14 protein-coding genes are annotated in these 14,390 nt (G+C 32.2%); 12 read left to right on the top strand and 2 right to left on the bottom strand.

Going from position 1 to position 14,390, the window contains the following annotated elements; translation table 11 throughout:
• Positions 1-347: 347 nt before the first annotated feature.
• The 5 genes from deia_RS04975 (at position 348) to deia_RS06010 (ending at position 4,766) form a co-directional block, all read left to right on the top strand.
• Positions 348-1,706: a DNA methyltransferase gene (locus tag deia_RS04975; protein WP_146821168.1), complete on the top strand. Its 1,359-nt coding sequence runs from the start codon at positions 348-350 to the stop codon at positions 1,704-1,706.
• Positions 1,707-1,807: 101 nt separating this feature from the next.
• Positions 1,808-2,953, top strand: coding sequence for a serine hydrolase domain-containing protein (locus tag deia_RS04970; protein ID WP_146821166.1), 1,146 nt, complete (start codon positions 1,808-1,810; stop codon positions 2,951-2,953).
• A gap of 152 nt (positions 2,954-3,105) precedes the next feature.
• Positions 3,106-3,351 (top strand): ACT domain-containing protein, encoded by a 246-nt coding sequence (locus tag deia_RS04965; RefSeq protein ID WP_146821164.1) that lies wholly within the window; start codon positions 3,106-3,108, stop codon positions 3,349-3,351.
• Positions 3,352-3,436: 85 nt separating this feature from the next.
• On the top strand, positions 3,437-4,507 hold the full coding sequence (gene mnmA / locus deia_RS04960; protein ID WP_146821162.1) for a tRNA 2-thiouridine(34) synthase MnmA: 1,071 nt from the start codon (positions 3,437-3,439) through the stop codon (positions 4,505-4,507).
• 19 nt (positions 4,508-4,526) lie between these two features.
• Complete coding sequence (locus deia_RS06010) at positions 4,527-4,766, top strand: IS1 family transposase (protein ID WP_146821512.1); 240 nt, start codon at positions 4,527-4,529, stop codon at positions 4,764-4,766.
• A gap of 280 nt (positions 4,767-5,046) precedes the next feature.
• On the opposite strand, the gene ygfZ is transcribed toward deia_RS06010, so the two are convergent.
• Together ygfZ and deia_RS04945 are read right to left on the bottom strand one after the other, a co-directional pair.
• Complete coding sequence (gene ygfZ / locus deia_RS04950; RefSeq protein ID WP_146821160.1) at positions 5,047-5,712, bottom strand: CAF17-like 4Fe-4S cluster assembly/insertion protein YgfZ; 666 nt, start codon at positions 5,710-5,712, stop codon at positions 5,047-5,049.
• Positions 5,713-5,765: 53 nt separating this feature from the next.
• Positions 5,766-6,140, bottom strand: coding sequence for a hypothetical protein (locus tag deia_RS04945; RefSeq protein WP_146821158.1), 375 nt, complete (start codon positions 6,138-6,140; stop codon positions 5,766-5,768).
• 122 nt (positions 6,141-6,262) lie between these two features.
• Here deia_RS04945 and mnmG point away from each other — a divergent pair, with 122 nt between their 5' ends.
• From mnmG to deia_RS04910, 7 genes are all read left to right on the top strand, one after another.
• Complete coding sequence (gene mnmG / locus deia_RS05950; RefSeq protein ID WP_146821156.1) at positions 6,263-8,269, top strand: tRNA uridine-5-carboxymethylaminomethyl(34) synthesis enzyme MnmG; 2,007 nt, start codon at positions 6,263-6,265, stop codon at positions 8,267-8,269.
• The gene (locus deia_RS04935; RefSeq protein WP_146821154.1) at positions 8,250-10,310 is read left to right on the top strand and encodes a MutS-related protein; all 2,061 of its coding nucleotides are present in this window, start codon (positions 8,250-8,252) and stop codon (positions 10,308-10,310) included. The genes mnmG and deia_RS04935 overlap by 20 nt, the downstream gene beginning before the upstream one ends.
• Positions 10,311-10,391: 81 nt before the next feature.
• Positions 10,392-10,514 (top strand): 50S ribosomal protein L36, encoded by a 123-nt coding sequence (gene rpmJ / locus deia_RS04930; protein WP_146821152.1) that lies wholly within the window; start codon positions 10,392-10,394, stop codon positions 10,512-10,514.
• Positions 10,515-10,538: 24 nt separating this feature from the next.
• Entirely contained in the window at positions 10,539-11,285 is a 747-nt protein-coding gene (gene fabG / locus deia_RS04925) for a 3-oxoacyl-ACP reductase FabG (RefSeq protein ID WP_146821150.1), read from the top strand.
• A gap of 177 nt (positions 11,286-11,462) precedes the next feature.
• The gene (locus deia_RS04920) at positions 11,463-12,494 is read left to right on the top strand and encodes a rhodanese-like domain-containing protein (RefSeq protein ID WP_146821148.1); all 1,032 of its coding nucleotides are present in this window, start codon (positions 11,463-11,465) and stop codon (positions 12,492-12,494) included.
• Positions 12,495-12,509: 15 nt separating this feature from the next.
• Positions 12,510-13,394, top strand: coding sequence for an MBL fold metallo-hydrolase (locus deia_RS04915; RefSeq protein WP_146821146.1), 885 nt, complete (start codon positions 12,510-12,512; stop codon positions 13,392-13,394).
• Positions 13,395-13,783: 389 nt separating this feature from the next.
• The gene (locus deia_RS04910) at positions 13,784-14,293 is read left to right on the top strand and encodes a carboxymuconolactone decarboxylase family protein (protein WP_146821144.1); all 510 of its coding nucleotides are present in this window, start codon (positions 13,784-13,786) and stop codon (positions 14,291-14,293) included.
• Positions 14,294-14,390: the final 97 nt, after the last annotated feature.

Below are 14,390 nucleotides of genomic sequence, written 5' to 3'. Positions count from 1 at the left end.
AGATCTATGCTATAGATGTCAAGTTTGGAAATTATGCTTATCAAAATGTCATTCCAAACGTTACAAAATACTTGATAATAAATCCAGAGACTTGTTTAGTTAAGAGTTCTAATGCAAACAAGACACTATATTGCAAATCCAGAATAAGGGCAATCTGCTACGCAAAATAAAGGAAAACACTGTAAATTGATACTTTTTCTTAGAAAATCGTCATAAAATTAGAGTTATCTATTAATGGATATCAAGGTTTAAAATTCATCAAAGCTTGACAATAAAAATTACTATTATTCCATTTAATAGGCTATCATAAGCTTGAAAGTAAGTATAAGAAATTTGACTGGTAAGATATGAAAAATACACTATATACAAATGACAATCTTTTTATTTTATACGGATTAAATTCGGAATCTGTTGACTTGATTTATCTTGACCCTCCATTTAACTCAAAACGCACTTACTCCGCTCCAATTGGAACTAAATCAGCCGGTGCAAGCTTTAAAGATATGTGGACTTGGCATGATGTTGATGAAGCTTACCTAGATAAACTAGTTGATAAATATCCATCTTTGGTGCGATTTATTCAGTCAATTGAGGAAATACATAGCAAAGGCATGATGGCATATGTAACCTATATGACTCAAAGGTTAATCGAAATGCATCGTATTTTAAAAGACACTGGCTCAATTTATCTACACTGCGACCCTACGGCAAGCCATTATTTAAAAATTGTTTTAGATGAGATTTTTGGCAGAGATAATTTTAGGAATGAGATTAGCTGGGAAAGAACAACAGACACAGGAAGTAGCAAAGCTATTGCAAAGTTTTTTCCAAGAAATGTTGACATTATTTTATTTTATTCAAAAAGTGAAAATTATTTATACAACAAATTATACACTGAATATGATATAGAATATATTAATAGCAAATTTAGCGAAAATGATGAAAATGGTAGATATAGGTGGCAAGTCTTAAAAACATATTCAGAAAGTACACTTGAAAGATTAAAAGCAGAGGATAGAATTAAAAAAACCAATAATTCAAAATATTATTACTATAAACAGTATTTGAATGATAGCAAGGGCATTAGAATGAGTAGTTTGTGGAAAGCTGATGATATAGCACCATTGGGTCCAAATGTAAAAGAAGCAACAGGCTACCCAACTCAAAAACCCCTAGCTCTGTTAGAGAGAATAATAAAAGCTAGTAGTAAACCTAATGATATTGTTCTTGACCCATTTTGCGGATGTGCAACAACCTGCGTTGCAGCCCAGAAGTTAAATAGAAAATGGATTGGAATTGACATCGAGCAACAAGCCGCACCAGTATTACTTGAACGCCTTCAAAAAGATGGATTTATTGACGATAGCCTTAATTTTAAGCAAGAGGGTGTTGACTTTATTCATAGAACAGATGTTCCAAAAAGAACAGATATTTCAGAAGAACCAATTACAGCAAGTATTAAAGAAAGGCTCTTTAAAGAGCAAAAAGGTTGTTGCAATGCATGCAATATTTCCCTTGATATATGGCATTTTGAGGTTGATCATATAGTTCCTCGTGCAAAAGGCGGCGGTGATTACTATGAAAATTATCAACTTCTATGCGGTAATTGTAATAGAATTAAAGGCGATAGACCAATGGAATACCTAAGAACTAAAATCAAGACTAGACAGGAATTGATGCAAAATAAGATTACCTTTGGTGAATGATTATTTATCTACAATCTTTATATCATTTACAATAAACAACTATTGCTAAATTCATTGACTTTTATTTTTTATCTACTATAAAGTGGAAAAATTTTTCTATTATGAAACTTAGATATATATTTGCCATATTTGTAATTTGTGGCTTTAGCTTCTTTAATTCTGATGATAATAAACAAGCAGCAACGAAAAATAATGAAGTTCAAATTCAAAAATATGAATTTAAAGACTTAAATGACTTTATAACTAAAGCTCCAGGTGTTGCAGTTCTTGTTATAAAAGATGGCAATGTTGTATTGAAAAATGGATACGGTCTTGCTAATATACAAAATAAAGAGAAAATCAATAGCGATACTATATTTGAATCTGGCTCTCTTGCAAAAATGTTTACAGCTGCCGCAATATTAAATCTTGAAAAAGATGGCAAAATTGACACAACAAAGCCAGCACGAAACTATCTTCCAAAAGATTTCACTTTCATTCCAAATAATATAACAGTAAAAAATCTAATATTTCATACAAGCGGCGTTCCAGATTATTTAAATGATAAGAGATTAAATTTAAATGGAAAAGTAAATTCCGATATACAAATAGAAAATAAAGATGTGATAGAATATGTCAAAGAATATGGTGTTGCGAAAAAAGAAATAAATACAGTTTTTAATTACAGTAATACAAATTATGTTTTATTGTCAATGATTATTGAAAATGTTTCTCAAATGACATACGCAGATTATATGAATAATTTTTTTAAAAGTCTCAATATGCACTCTTTCATACATACAAAGGATAGACAAAAATTACCTAATGAATCAATTTCATATGGAGAATGGCCACATTTCAAAATATTGAAAAATAAAACAAATTATCTAACTACTGGTGACTTTGGAATTCAAATATCAATCAACGATTTTGAACAATGGATAAAATACATCACTACAAATGAATCCTTGTGGAATAAATATCAAGAAACGGGATATGTTGTTAGCAATAATGTAAAAACACCTATACAATATAGCTATGGTATGAGATTTGGAAAAATTGGCGGTATAGAATGTATGTTTCACAGGGGGTACATTAATGGTGCATCAAATATATTCCTATATAACAAAGATGTTAATGCCTTTATTGTAATTTTATCAAATACATCAAGCACTTTTACAGATAATCTTGCAGAATATATCTTAACAGAAATGAAAAAAGTGAGTGATGCACAAAAGGCTAAAAATGTAGCTTTAGAATCTAAATAAACAACTGGAAATTTTATTATATCGTCTATAATATCAAGTAATTACAGAGAAAATATAAGATTTGTTCCACGTGGAACATTTATTAAATAATTTCCCATAAATTCTTGATTTTTATTTTTCTTTCAATTAACTTTATTTAAAAGCTTAAAATTATGCAAAAAGTTGAAGTTTACATGACAGCAGATAATGATGAAGGCGTATTGGTTAAAGTGTGCAATTTATTCGCTGCACGAGGATATTCCATTGAAACTATACATGCAGAGCCATTAAATGAAGAAAAAACAATATCGTCAATTGCAATAAAAGCAAATCTTCCACAAGAAAAGCTTGAAAATATTAAAGAAAAATTAATGCAAATTGTACCGATAAGAGATGTTAAAATTGCAATCTTAGAATAGAGGTTTTTAAATTTATACAATAGTATTAAATTTTTTATTTACTTTTATTTAAAAGTGTTTAGATTTTTTCAAATTGCTTTGGAAAATGAAAAGTGTTATGGTTGGAATGTCTGGCGGGGTTGACAGCTCTACCGTTGCGGCTATTTTGCACTCCGAGGGCTGGAATGTAATAGGCGTAACACTGCAACTTTACAAACAAGAGCAAATTATTGGTAAAAGCAAAACATGTTGCGGCTCTAAAGACATATATGATGCAAAAACTGTATGCAGCAATCTTGGCATTCCGCATTATGTCATTAACTATGAATCAACTTTTAAACAAGATGTAATTGACGACTTCATTCAAAGCTATAAAACTGGAAAAACGCCAATTCCATGCGTAAAATGCAATCAAACCGTGAAATTTCGTGATATGTTAAAAGTTGCATGCGATCTTGGAATTGACTATATAGCAACAGGGCATTATGTAAAAAGAGTAGATATAGACGGTCAAGTTCAGATGCACAAGGCAAAATACTTACCAAAAGATCAGAGCTATTTTCTGTTTGGAACAAAATATGAACAACTTGAAAAAACATTATTTCCACTGGGCGATTTTACTAAAGATGAAACAAGAAAGATAGCAGAAAGCCTTGGTGTTAAAATTAGTCAAAAGCCGGAAAGCCAAGATATTTGCTTCATCCCAGATGGCGATTATGGAAAATTTTTAGTGAAAAACGATCCATCTTTTGAAAAAGATGGCGATATAGTGATGCTTGAGACTGGAGAAGTCGTTGGAAAGCATAATGGTGCTGCGTTTTTTACTCAAGGTCAAAGGCGTGGAATTGGGGTTGGTGGATTTGACGCACCCCTGTATGTAATTAAAACAGATATTGCAAAAAACATAGTCTACATAGGCAAAGAAGAGCTTTTATATTCAAGTGAATTTGAAATTTCAGGGCTTAATTTCCTTTCAAAAGAGCATGCTAGCATGAGTGAGTTTGAGTGCAGTGTTATTGTAAGGGCTTTAAAGCCGGAGGTGAAAGCAAAAGTTTTTCGCATTTTAGACGACAAAATGCTGGTTAAGCTTAAAACGCCAACCCGCGCAATAACATCAGGTCAGGCATGCGTTTTTTATGATGAAACACGCGTTCTTGGTGGTGGGTTTATTATATAGGTAATTATATTGGGATTGTATATTTTGCAAAATCACTATTCATAAAATAATCAATTATTTCATAACTGATTATTGGAGATCTTATAACGGCTTAATTCCAAATGAAAAACATATACAAACTAAATCTGAAACTTTCACGATTGAAGGTTGCAACTCTCTGCTTCGTAACTTCTTAGCAAGAATGAGGAGGAAATTCAAATGCCACTCAAAATGTATCAAAATACTCGAATATTCGATCAAACTACTGATGCTAAAATGAAATGGTCAGTTATCTATTTTAGATTAGCAATGCCATTAATATAATCATAAACTCAAAAAATTAAATTGCAAAATATTTTGTTAATAAATTGATCATGGGGAAGCAAAAATATAGCGAAGATGTATTGTATAAAAAGGTTAAAATTGAGAATAATGAAAGAAATGAATCATCTAATTGCCATCAAAATCAATTTTCTCACAAACAATATCCAAGGAATGGTAATATATATCATAAAAGCAATGCAAATCAGAAAAGATTGCAAATGAAATGAAAAATAACGTTAGCCAAGTCGATCGTCTTTCTCAAAAACAATCGCAAAACTTCCATCAGATGTAATGAAATCAAGATTATCGCTGTGCTTTACCATGGCGATTTTCTTTCTAATTTGCCCAATTCGCTTTGTTCTTTGAATAAGCTCTTGCCCAAGATAGCACCCTTTTTCAAAACTCACGCCATTTAGTTTTTCAAAATCATATTCCAAAATAATGCCCTTTTCCTGTGGAATAAAACGCCCATCAACAATAAGGTTTTGAATTAAAAAGCTATTGTATTCATCATTTTGCTCTCTTCCTTCGTAATTTCCTATATTTCGATAAATTTCGCTTTTAAAACGATTGTCTTGAAATGAAAAATCTGATTTTTCAGGGCTTGATATAACATTAAAGCTAGTTTTGATAAAATCTATTTTTCTGCGTAATTTGTATTTTGTAAGCGTTTGTATAAATGAATCTGCAAAAATATCTGCAATATCGATGAAAATCTCATTATTTTTTGATATGACGAAAAAATCGTATAAAAATCGCCCATTTGGAGTAAGCATTGCACTATAAAATCCGTTTTGCTTTTCAAGTAGTTTTACATCATTTGTTATAAGTCCTTGCAAAAAGCCAAGAATATCGTCTCCGGTAATTTGTATTATTTTTCTATTTGTAAGTAAGTATTTCATAATATTTATAAATTCCTCTAATTAAACAACAAGAAAATTATAATACAAGAATTTTATTGCCAAATGTAATCGATGTCATGCTTATTAATCTTTTTTGATTTTCTATTTAAGAAATTTTCTGATGATATTTCAGGGCAAGATTTATTAGATATTTCAGAATTTACTTCATTCATTGGACTTGAATATATTTGATTTTGTAAATATAAATTCTTTTTTCTTAATCTATACAAAGCCTGATATTGTGCTTTTTTTGCTAAAAACTTCTTTTTATTTTGCGATCTTTTCTTTTCATTGTATTTTGCAACATATTCTTTGCATTTTTCTCGTCTTTCGTTAGTTATACTCTTTTTTACTAAATGCTTATTATTGTTATAATATTTTTTATTATACTCCCTCTTCTTTCTTTTCTTCTCCCTTTCATTTGGCATACAAAATAAAAATATCCCATCAGTATAACATAATATTTTTTTTATTCAAGATATTTTTATTAAAATTCCAATTATTGACTTTTATAAACTTGTTTTTATCTTAAGCCAAATACAATGTTTAAATGAAAAAATTTGATGTAATTGTCATTGGTGGTGGGCATAGCGGAATAGAAGCTGCTTGTGCATCTGCACGTCTTGGAGCAAAAACGGCCTTGATAACTATGAAATTTGACAATCTTGGAGAGCTTTCGTGTAATCCTGCAATAGGTGGAATTGGCAAGGGAACAATAGTTCGCGAAATTGACGCAATGGATGGCGTTATGGGTAGATTTATCGATAAAGCAAGCATTCATACTAAGATTTTAAACGCAAGCAAGGGTCCTGCTGTTTGGGGTTTGCGCGCGCAAGCAGATAGAAAGCTTTATAAAAAAGCAGCACACGAAACGCTTTCGTCTTATAAAAATCTTGAAATTATTGAGGCACTAGCGACAAAAGTTGAATTAAATGGTGGAAAAATTAGCAATATTGAAATTAATAATAATGAGAAAATCTCGTGTAAATCTATTGTTTTAACAACTGGAACATTTTTATCAGGCGTTATTCATCAAGGCGAGTTGACGAGTCAAAATGGCAGAATTGATGAGCCGCCAAGTGTAGAGCTTTCAAATTCGCTAAGGTCTATTGGAATTTCACTTGGAAGGCTTAAAACCGGTACGCCAGCTAGGATTTTTCGCGATTCAATAGATTATAGCTTGCTTGAATTTCAAGAAAGTGATGAAAATCCAATGCCTTTTTCCTATTTAACAGATAAAATAACCCAAGAGCAGGTTGTATGTCATATTACATATACTAATGATAAAACACATGAAATAATTGCACATGCTGAGAGCAGATCTCCTATGCACAATGGGCAAATTTCATCTCGTGGCCCTCGTTACTGCCCGTCAATTGAAGATAAAATCCGTCGCTTTTCGCACAGAGATAGACACCAAATTTTCCTAGAGCCAGAAGGGCTTGATAGCAATTTAGTGTATCCAAATGGAATATCAACTGCTATGCCAATTGATGTTCAAGAGGCATTTATAAGGACTATACAAGGGCTTGAAAACTGCAAAATTGCACGCTTTGGTTATGCTATTGAATATGATTACATCGATGCACGCAAGCTTACAAAAACTCTTGCATTTAAAGGAATTGACGGTCTTTTTACAGCTGGGCAGATTAATGGTACTACAGGATATGAAGAGGCGGCAGGTCAGGGTCTTGTTGCAGGAAGTAACGCAGCATTTTTCGCTCTTGACGCAAAAGAGAATGCAATTGACAATCGTTTTGCAAATGAAAATGCATTTAATATTGGGGCAGAAAATTGCAATAAAAGCTCTCTTAATGAGGAAATACTGTCACAAAATTTGGAACATGAAGGCGATAAAGATGAATGCAAACTACCAGCTTGTGAACTTCAAATGTCTCGTCATAACTCATTTATTGGCGTTATGATTGACGATTTAACAAATCTTGGCGTAAGCGGCGAACCATATAGAATGTTTACATCCAGAGCTGAAAATCGCCTAAATATAAGGAATGATAATGCCGATTTAAGGCTTACGCAAATTGCAATCGAAAAAGGGCTTGCGTCAAATGATAGAAAGGCGTTTTTTAATGAGAGGATTTCACAGATTCGCGCGCTTGAAGATTTGCTTTCCTCCAAAGTTTGCACTCCTGTAGATCTTTTGCAATATGGCATTAATGTCTCTCAAGACGGGGTTAAAAGAAATTGCCTTGAGTTACTTCGCAATAAAGATATTTTGATAAAGGATATAGCAAAGATTTTACCACAAGTCGATAGCTTTACAGAAAACGCTAAATTTGCCGTAAATGTTGACCAGAAATATCATTTTTACATACAAAGACAAAAAGAGGAAATAGAAAGCCTTGCAAAAAGTGGCGAAATGAAGATCCCACAAGATATAAACTATAGAGAGATAAAGGCACTTTCAAATGAAGTGATTGAAAAACTTGAAAGATTTAGTCCGCAAACAATTTTTGCCGCATCGCAAATTTCAGGGGTCACGCCGGCTGCCGTAATGTCAATTATTTTATATATTACAAGTGTCAGAAAAGGAGCTTGATATAATTTCTCAATATAACGAGGTAAAAAGGGCTAACATGGATAAAATTGTCCTGTTTAAAATAGGTGCATTTTATGAAATAATCGGAAATGATGCTATAAAAATAGCGCCAATACTAAATCTTAAAGAGACTTCGAAGAAATATCGTGGGCAAATGTTTCCTATGTGCGGCTTTCCTGTTGGTGCGCAAAGTGAATATGTTAGAAGATTGCTTGAAAATGGTTTTTCAATAGTAATTGTAAACGAAAAGGAGATTAGTGGTAAAGTTAAGCAAAAAAGAGAAAGATTTGTATCAGATATAGTAACCCCTTCAATATCGCACTTGCAAGAAGAGTTTTCATATTCTCAAAATTCTTCATATATCGCATCTATTGGCATGCTAAATAAAAATGCTGCGATTTTATTTATAGATATTTCAGTTGGCGAGTCTTTTATAGAATATTGCCTTCCAAATAGAGATAGCTTAATGAAAAAATTATTTCTATACGAAGCAAAAGAGGTTTTGATTAAAGATGACTTCCCTGTAAATATAGATATATTTGGTATTAATGTTATAAGAATTTCAAACTCAATGATTTGTGAAAATGATTGTATACAAAATATCAATGGTGTTCAAAATTTAACCCATAGCGAGAAAATGCTTTTCTGGCAAGTTCTATGTTATATTGAAAATATTAACCCTGATGTTAAATTCTCTATTAATTCAATAGAAAAAAGATATAATCATAATCAAATTTATATTCCAACTTCAACAATATTAAATCTAAATATTGCAAGTGATAAAATAAGAAATAATAATACATTATTTTATCTTTTAAACAAAACATTAACGCCAATGGGGGCAAGAATGTTAAAATCGATACTAACACAGCCAAAGCAAATTAATATAAATGAAAGACTTGATATTATTGAATATTTAATAAGAAAAGAGGATTTGATGAATGATATTGCTCAAAATCTAAGAAATATTTATGATTTTGATAGATTGATTTTTAGACTGATTAATAAAACTCCAAATAAAAACGACTTTATAAAGTTTATTCAAAGTATATACCACTCAGTTGAGTTAATTAATGTTTTGCTTTTAGAAAGGCTATTTATTTCCGAGATAAATATAGCATCATCATATGGTAAGCAAATTTTCCAAGAAATTTCATCAATTATTCCATATTCAGATAATATTGAATTTCAAGATTATGATATACCTTTGGATAAAATAAAAGCAATATCCGATATTATAAGAGACAATATTGTTTTGATTAAAAAGATATCAAATTTTATTGGCGTTATAGACACGCTTTATAGCCTGTCTTTTTGCTCAAAAGAAAATAATTGGGTACGGCCACAAATTATTGAAAATGATGAAATCTATATTAAAAATGGCTATCATCCAATTTATAAATCTTTGTTTTCAGATACAAAAGTTGTTGAAAATGACTACATTTCAGATAAAAAAAATAGAACTTTTATAATAACTGGCACAAATATGTCAGGCAAAAGTTTGTATTTAAAGCAAGTTGGGCTAATTTGTTTTATGTCTCAAATTGGCTGCTATGTTCCATGCTCAGAGATGAAGATTGGTAAACTAAGTGCTATTATATCACGAATTGGCGGCTTTGATGCTATGGAAGATGGTAAATCAACTTTTTATGTGGAACTTGAAGAAATTGCAGATATGATATATCACGCTGATGACAATTCCCTTTGTTTAATAGATGAACTTGGAAGAGGCGCATCTTTTGAGGATGGTCTTGAAATATCAACTAAGGTTCTTGTCCATTTGCATAAATACGCCAAAACAAGAGTCCTTTGCTCAAGCCATATATATCAAATTACCGAGCTTGAAGGAAAAATTTCTGGAATAACAAACTATCATTTTAAAGCAAACATTAACATTCATGGCACTTTAGAGTTCACATATCTTCTTGAAAAAGGCACAGCTAAGCAATCTATTTTAAAGGAAATCGCAAGAATAGCTGGAATACCGGAATTTTTTTGGAATCAAGATAATATTGCTGACAATGAAGATATGAAATCTTAGCCGTATCTTTGTTTTAAGGATAAAAATTTATCTTGACAATAAAAAATATATTTTTAGCCTAAATTAACATCACTTAAGTCTATGAAAGTTAAATCATCTTTAAAATCTGTAAAAACTAGAAAAGGTTGCCAACTCGTTAGAAGAGGTAAAAAAGTTGTTGTTATATGCAAAACAAATCCAAGATTTAAAGCTAAACAAGGTTAATACTTTTTACAGACTAATTCTTTTATGAATTATCTTGATTTCGCAGGAAAAAACGTCGTAATTACTGGCGCAACTGGCGGTATAGGCGGTGCAATTTTTGACGCATTTTATAAATGTGGTGCGCGCGTTCTTGCAACTAGCACATCAAGTGAAAAAATAGAGAAATTATTTGAAAAATACGAGGACAAATCGAGACTTTTTTCCCTAATCGTCAACATGAAAAACAAAGACGAAGTTGAAAATCTTTGCAAAAACGCAAATGAAAAAATGGGTGGGCTTGATGTTATAATATGTAATGCCGGTCTTACAAAAGATGGACTTGCAATGAGAATGAAAACAGAAGATTTCCAAGAAGTTATCGACATAAACCTAACATCGAACTTCATTTTAAACCGTGAAGCTGGAAAAATAATGATGAAAAATCGCTTTGGAAGAGTCATAAACATAGCATCAATAGTTGGTTTTACTGGTAACATGGGGCAGGCAAATTATGTTGCATCAAAAGCTGGTCTTGCGGGAATGACAAAGACAATGGCTGTTGAATTTGCAACACGAGGCGTGACTTTTAACTGCATAGCTCCAGGTTTTATAGAAACTGCAATGACTGACGCAATTCCAGATGCTGCAAAACAAGCAATTTTATCAAAAATTCCGGTTGGATCTCAGGGAAAACCGGAAGACATAGCCTACGCAGCACTATTTTTGGCATCAAATAACGCATCTTACATAACAGGAACTACAATTCATGTTAATGGCGGCATGTTTATGTAAGCTTTGAAGGTAACTATCAATATTCTAAGTTCCTTCCTTTTGATTTTCTAACTAAAGTATTTCTTACTTTATACAATATTTAATTTCCCACAAAATATAATGAATTGAATATTTAAAAAGTTCTTGACTTTTACATAAGTCTTGCCTAATATGTCTTTATGTTAATTTGTTATAGATATGATACACCTTCTTGAAGTACAAGACTTGAAAAAAAAGCTTAAAAATGGATCGATTTTTTTAATAGATGTTCGCGAGCCAAGTGAGAATGCAGCATCGTCTATTCCTGGTTCAATTTTAATGCCACTTGGAACAATTAATCTTGCTGAAGTTCGCGCGCATAATAAAGATAATAAGCCTATTGCCTTGCATTGTAAAGGCGGAGTTCGCAGTCTTGAAGCTTGTAAAAAACTCCTTGAAGAAGACGCAAATCTTGAAGTATACAATGTAGAAGGCGGAATTTTAGCATGGCACGCAATGGAAAATGGCGAATATGGATCAGCCCCAGTTGGCGGTTGCAGTGCTGGTGGTGGATGTAGCTCTGGCGGTGGCAAATCTTCAGATAGTAAAGTGGGCTGTAGCGATAGTAGTGGATGCAGTGCTGGCGTGAAATCTGAGTGCTCATCGAAGAAAATTGAAGAAAAAACAGGATGCTGTAAAGATTCAAATTATGAAAAAGTAGAATTGTCAAATAAATCTTCTTGCTGCAAGGGTGGTGAGAGAAAATCCGACTGCTGCAAATCTGCAAGTCATCATGAAGCTTTTGGCTCTTCTTGCTGTAAAGAAGGCAATAAAGGTGGTTGCTGTGATGAAAAATCACAATGTTGCAAGAGTGATGCAGTAAAATCTGGATGCTGTAAAGAAACTGGATCGTGCTGTAAGACAGGTGCTAAAAGCTGTAAAAGTCATATTCCATGCTTTCAATTTTGGTTGATATTCTCAGTTATTGCTGTTTATTTCCCAAGAGCACTCCATATATTTGGAATTATTGTGATTTTTAAATTAATTTTCATGGCAATAAAAAATAAATCACAAAAGATTTCATCTGGTTGTTGCAAAATTGATAGTAAATCATCAGGTTGTTGCAAAAATGGCAAGCAATCACCTTCTCAATGCTGTGATGACGCTAAAACTTGTGATAAAAATTCTGCCTGTGATGATATTGATGATGACAATACATCATCTGTATGCTGTGGTGGTAAATGTCGCTAATTTTCTGATATTTTTATGAATGTAGAGGTATTTTTTGATGGAAAGCGAACCAAAACTGCAACATTTGTTGTAAGTGATAAAAAAACTCGCGAGTGTGCTGTAATTGACTCGGTTTTAGATTACGATCAAAACAGCGGCGCAACCTATACAGAGCTTGCAGATAAAGTCATAAAATTCATTACAGTAAATGACTTAAAGCTAAAGTGGATACTTGAAACCCATGTTCACGCAGATCACCTAACCGCATCGCACTACATCGCTTCAAAACTTGGCGGTAAAGTTGGAATTGGCAGGAATATTCTTAAAGTTCTTGAGTATTGGGCGCCCATTTTTGATGATAAAGAAATAAAGCTAGACGGGTCGCAATTTGATGTTTTGTTTGACGATGGTCAGGAGTTTTCAATTGGCGAACTACCTGTACAAGTAATCTATACCCCAGGTCACACGCCAGCCTGCGTCACATATTACGTCGGAAAAAAAGCGATTTTTACAGGTGATACAATATTTTCGCCACTCGTTGGAACGGCAAGAACAGATTTTCCGGGCGGAAGTTCGGCGCAGCTTTTTGACTCTATACAAAAATTATATAAACTGCCAGATGAGACACTTGTCTTCGTTGGTCATGAATATCCTCAAAAAGACAGCGATCCAGTGATTTTATCAACAATTGGCAAGGAAAAAGCGACTAATGTTTCCATTAATTCGCAGACCAAAAAGCAAGATTATGTTGCAAAAATGAATAAATTACAGGTAAATTTGCCAGTTCCGCAGTTAATCCTGCCATCTTTGCAGGTAAATTTAAGAGCTGGAATTTTACCAAAATTCATTAAAATCCCACTTAATGTTCTTCCTGCCGGAAATGCGCAATCTGGTAAAATAGGCGGCTGTAGTGCTGGGTGATTTAGTTGTTTGGAAAAAGCTTCTTTGTTTCTATTTCTTGTAATAAAATCATCCACTTTATTTGTAGCTGTCTCCTTAGATTCTGCAATTTAGTAAAACATATTATAACATTGATTCTAGAGAAAACTGCATTTTGTATTTTTGTTTGCTTGACCGAAATTTATACCACAAAAACATGCTTTTCATAACTGCGAAAAAGGAAATTATAAAATCTTGATGCTTGATTTAGTAATTAAAAGCTTAGCAAAATAAACTTTATTTTTAATCTTGTGTGCCAAAATACAATAAGCAAAAATTATATTAAACATAATGACAATATATTTGACTTATATAATGCCTTTTGTATATAAAATATAAGTTGCATATGCAATGAGTTTTTTTATTTATTTATGTTAGAAAATTTTATAGACAATATACCAGACTTTGCAAAAGATATTAAGCTTAATGCAAAATCACTTTTACTTTCAGAAAGCTCTATTTTGTCAGATGTTCAAGTTGCAATATGTGCTATTTCATGTGCAATTGCGGTAAAAAATAAAAATCTTGAGTCTTTAATCTTGGAACATTTTTCACCAAAGTTGTCAGAAATGCAAATAAATGCAGCAAAATCCGCAGCAGCAGTAATGAGCATGAATAATGTCTACTACAGGTTTTTACATCTTTGCCAAAATCAAGAGTATTCAAAAATCCCAGCAGGACTTCGTATGAACGCAATTGCAAGTCATGGAATTGAGAAAGTTGACTTTGAGCTTGCAAGCCTTGCGGTTTCAAGTATTAATGGCTGTGGAATGTGCATAGATTCTCATGAAAAAACACTAAAAACCCATAATGTTACTTCTGAGCAAATTCAGCATAGTGTAAAAATTGCAGCTGTAATTAACGCTCTTTCTGTGCTATAATTAACTTGACTAGTGGAAGCATTGTGTCTTCCACTATAAATTTTATTTCCATTTTTCTATTTACTTTTATATTTTTATATATAAAATAATTTCGTAT

Source organism: Candidatus Deianiraea vastatrix, from assembly GCF_007993655.1.
GTDB classification, from domain to species: domain Bacteria; phylum Pseudomonadota; class Alphaproteobacteria; order Rickettsiales; family Deianiraeaceae; genus Deianiraea; species Deianiraea vastatrix.
This window is presented reverse-complemented; position numbering and strand designations above follow the sequence as displayed.

Excerpts from the sequence above, each read along its gene's own strand:
- deia_RS04975 (WP_146821168.1), top strand. The coding sequence starts at position 348 with ATGAAAAATACACTATATACAAATGACAATCTTTTTATTTTATACGGA.
- mnmG (WP_146821156.1), top strand. The coding sequence starts at position 6,263 with ATGAAAAAATTTGATGTAATTGTCATTGGTGGTGGGCATAGCGGAATA.
- rpmJ (WP_146821152.1), top strand. The coding sequence starts at position 10,392 with ATGAAAGTTAAATCATCTTTAAAATCTGTAAAAACTAGAAAAGGTTGC.
- deia_RS04915 (WP_146821146.1), top strand. The coding sequence starts at position 12,510 with ATGAATGTAGAGGTATTTTTTGATGGAAAGCGAACCAAAACTGCAACA.
- deia_RS04970 (WP_146821166.1), top strand. The coding sequence starts at position 1,808 with ATGAAACTTAGATATATATTTGCCATATTTGTAATTTGTGGCTTTAGC.
- deia_RS04945 (WP_146821158.1), bottom strand. The coding sequence starts at position 6,140 with ATGCCAAATGAAAGGGAGAAGAAAAGAAAGAAGAGGGAGTATAATAAA.
- deia_RS04920 (WP_146821148.1), top strand. The coding sequence starts at position 11,463 with ATGATACACCTTCTTGAAGTACAAGACTTGAAAAAAAAGCTTAAAAAT.
- deia_RS04910 (WP_146821144.1), top strand. The coding sequence starts at position 13,784 with ATGTTAGAAAATTTTATAGACAATATACCAGACTTTGCAAAAGATATT.
- ygfZ (WP_146821160.1), bottom strand. The coding sequence starts at position 5,712 with ATGAAATACTTACTTACAAATAGAAAAATAATACAAATTACCGGAGAC.
- mnmA (WP_146821162.1), top strand. The coding sequence starts at position 3,437 with ATGAAAAGTGTTATGGTTGGAATGTCTGGCGGGGTTGACAGCTCTACC.
- deia_RS04965 (WP_146821164.1), top strand. The coding sequence starts at position 3,106 with ATGCAAAAAGTTGAAGTTTACATGACAGCAGATAATGATGAAGGCGTA.
- fabG (WP_146821150.1), top strand. The coding sequence starts at position 10,539 with ATGAATTATCTTGATTTCGCAGGAAAAAACGTCGTAATTACTGGCGCA.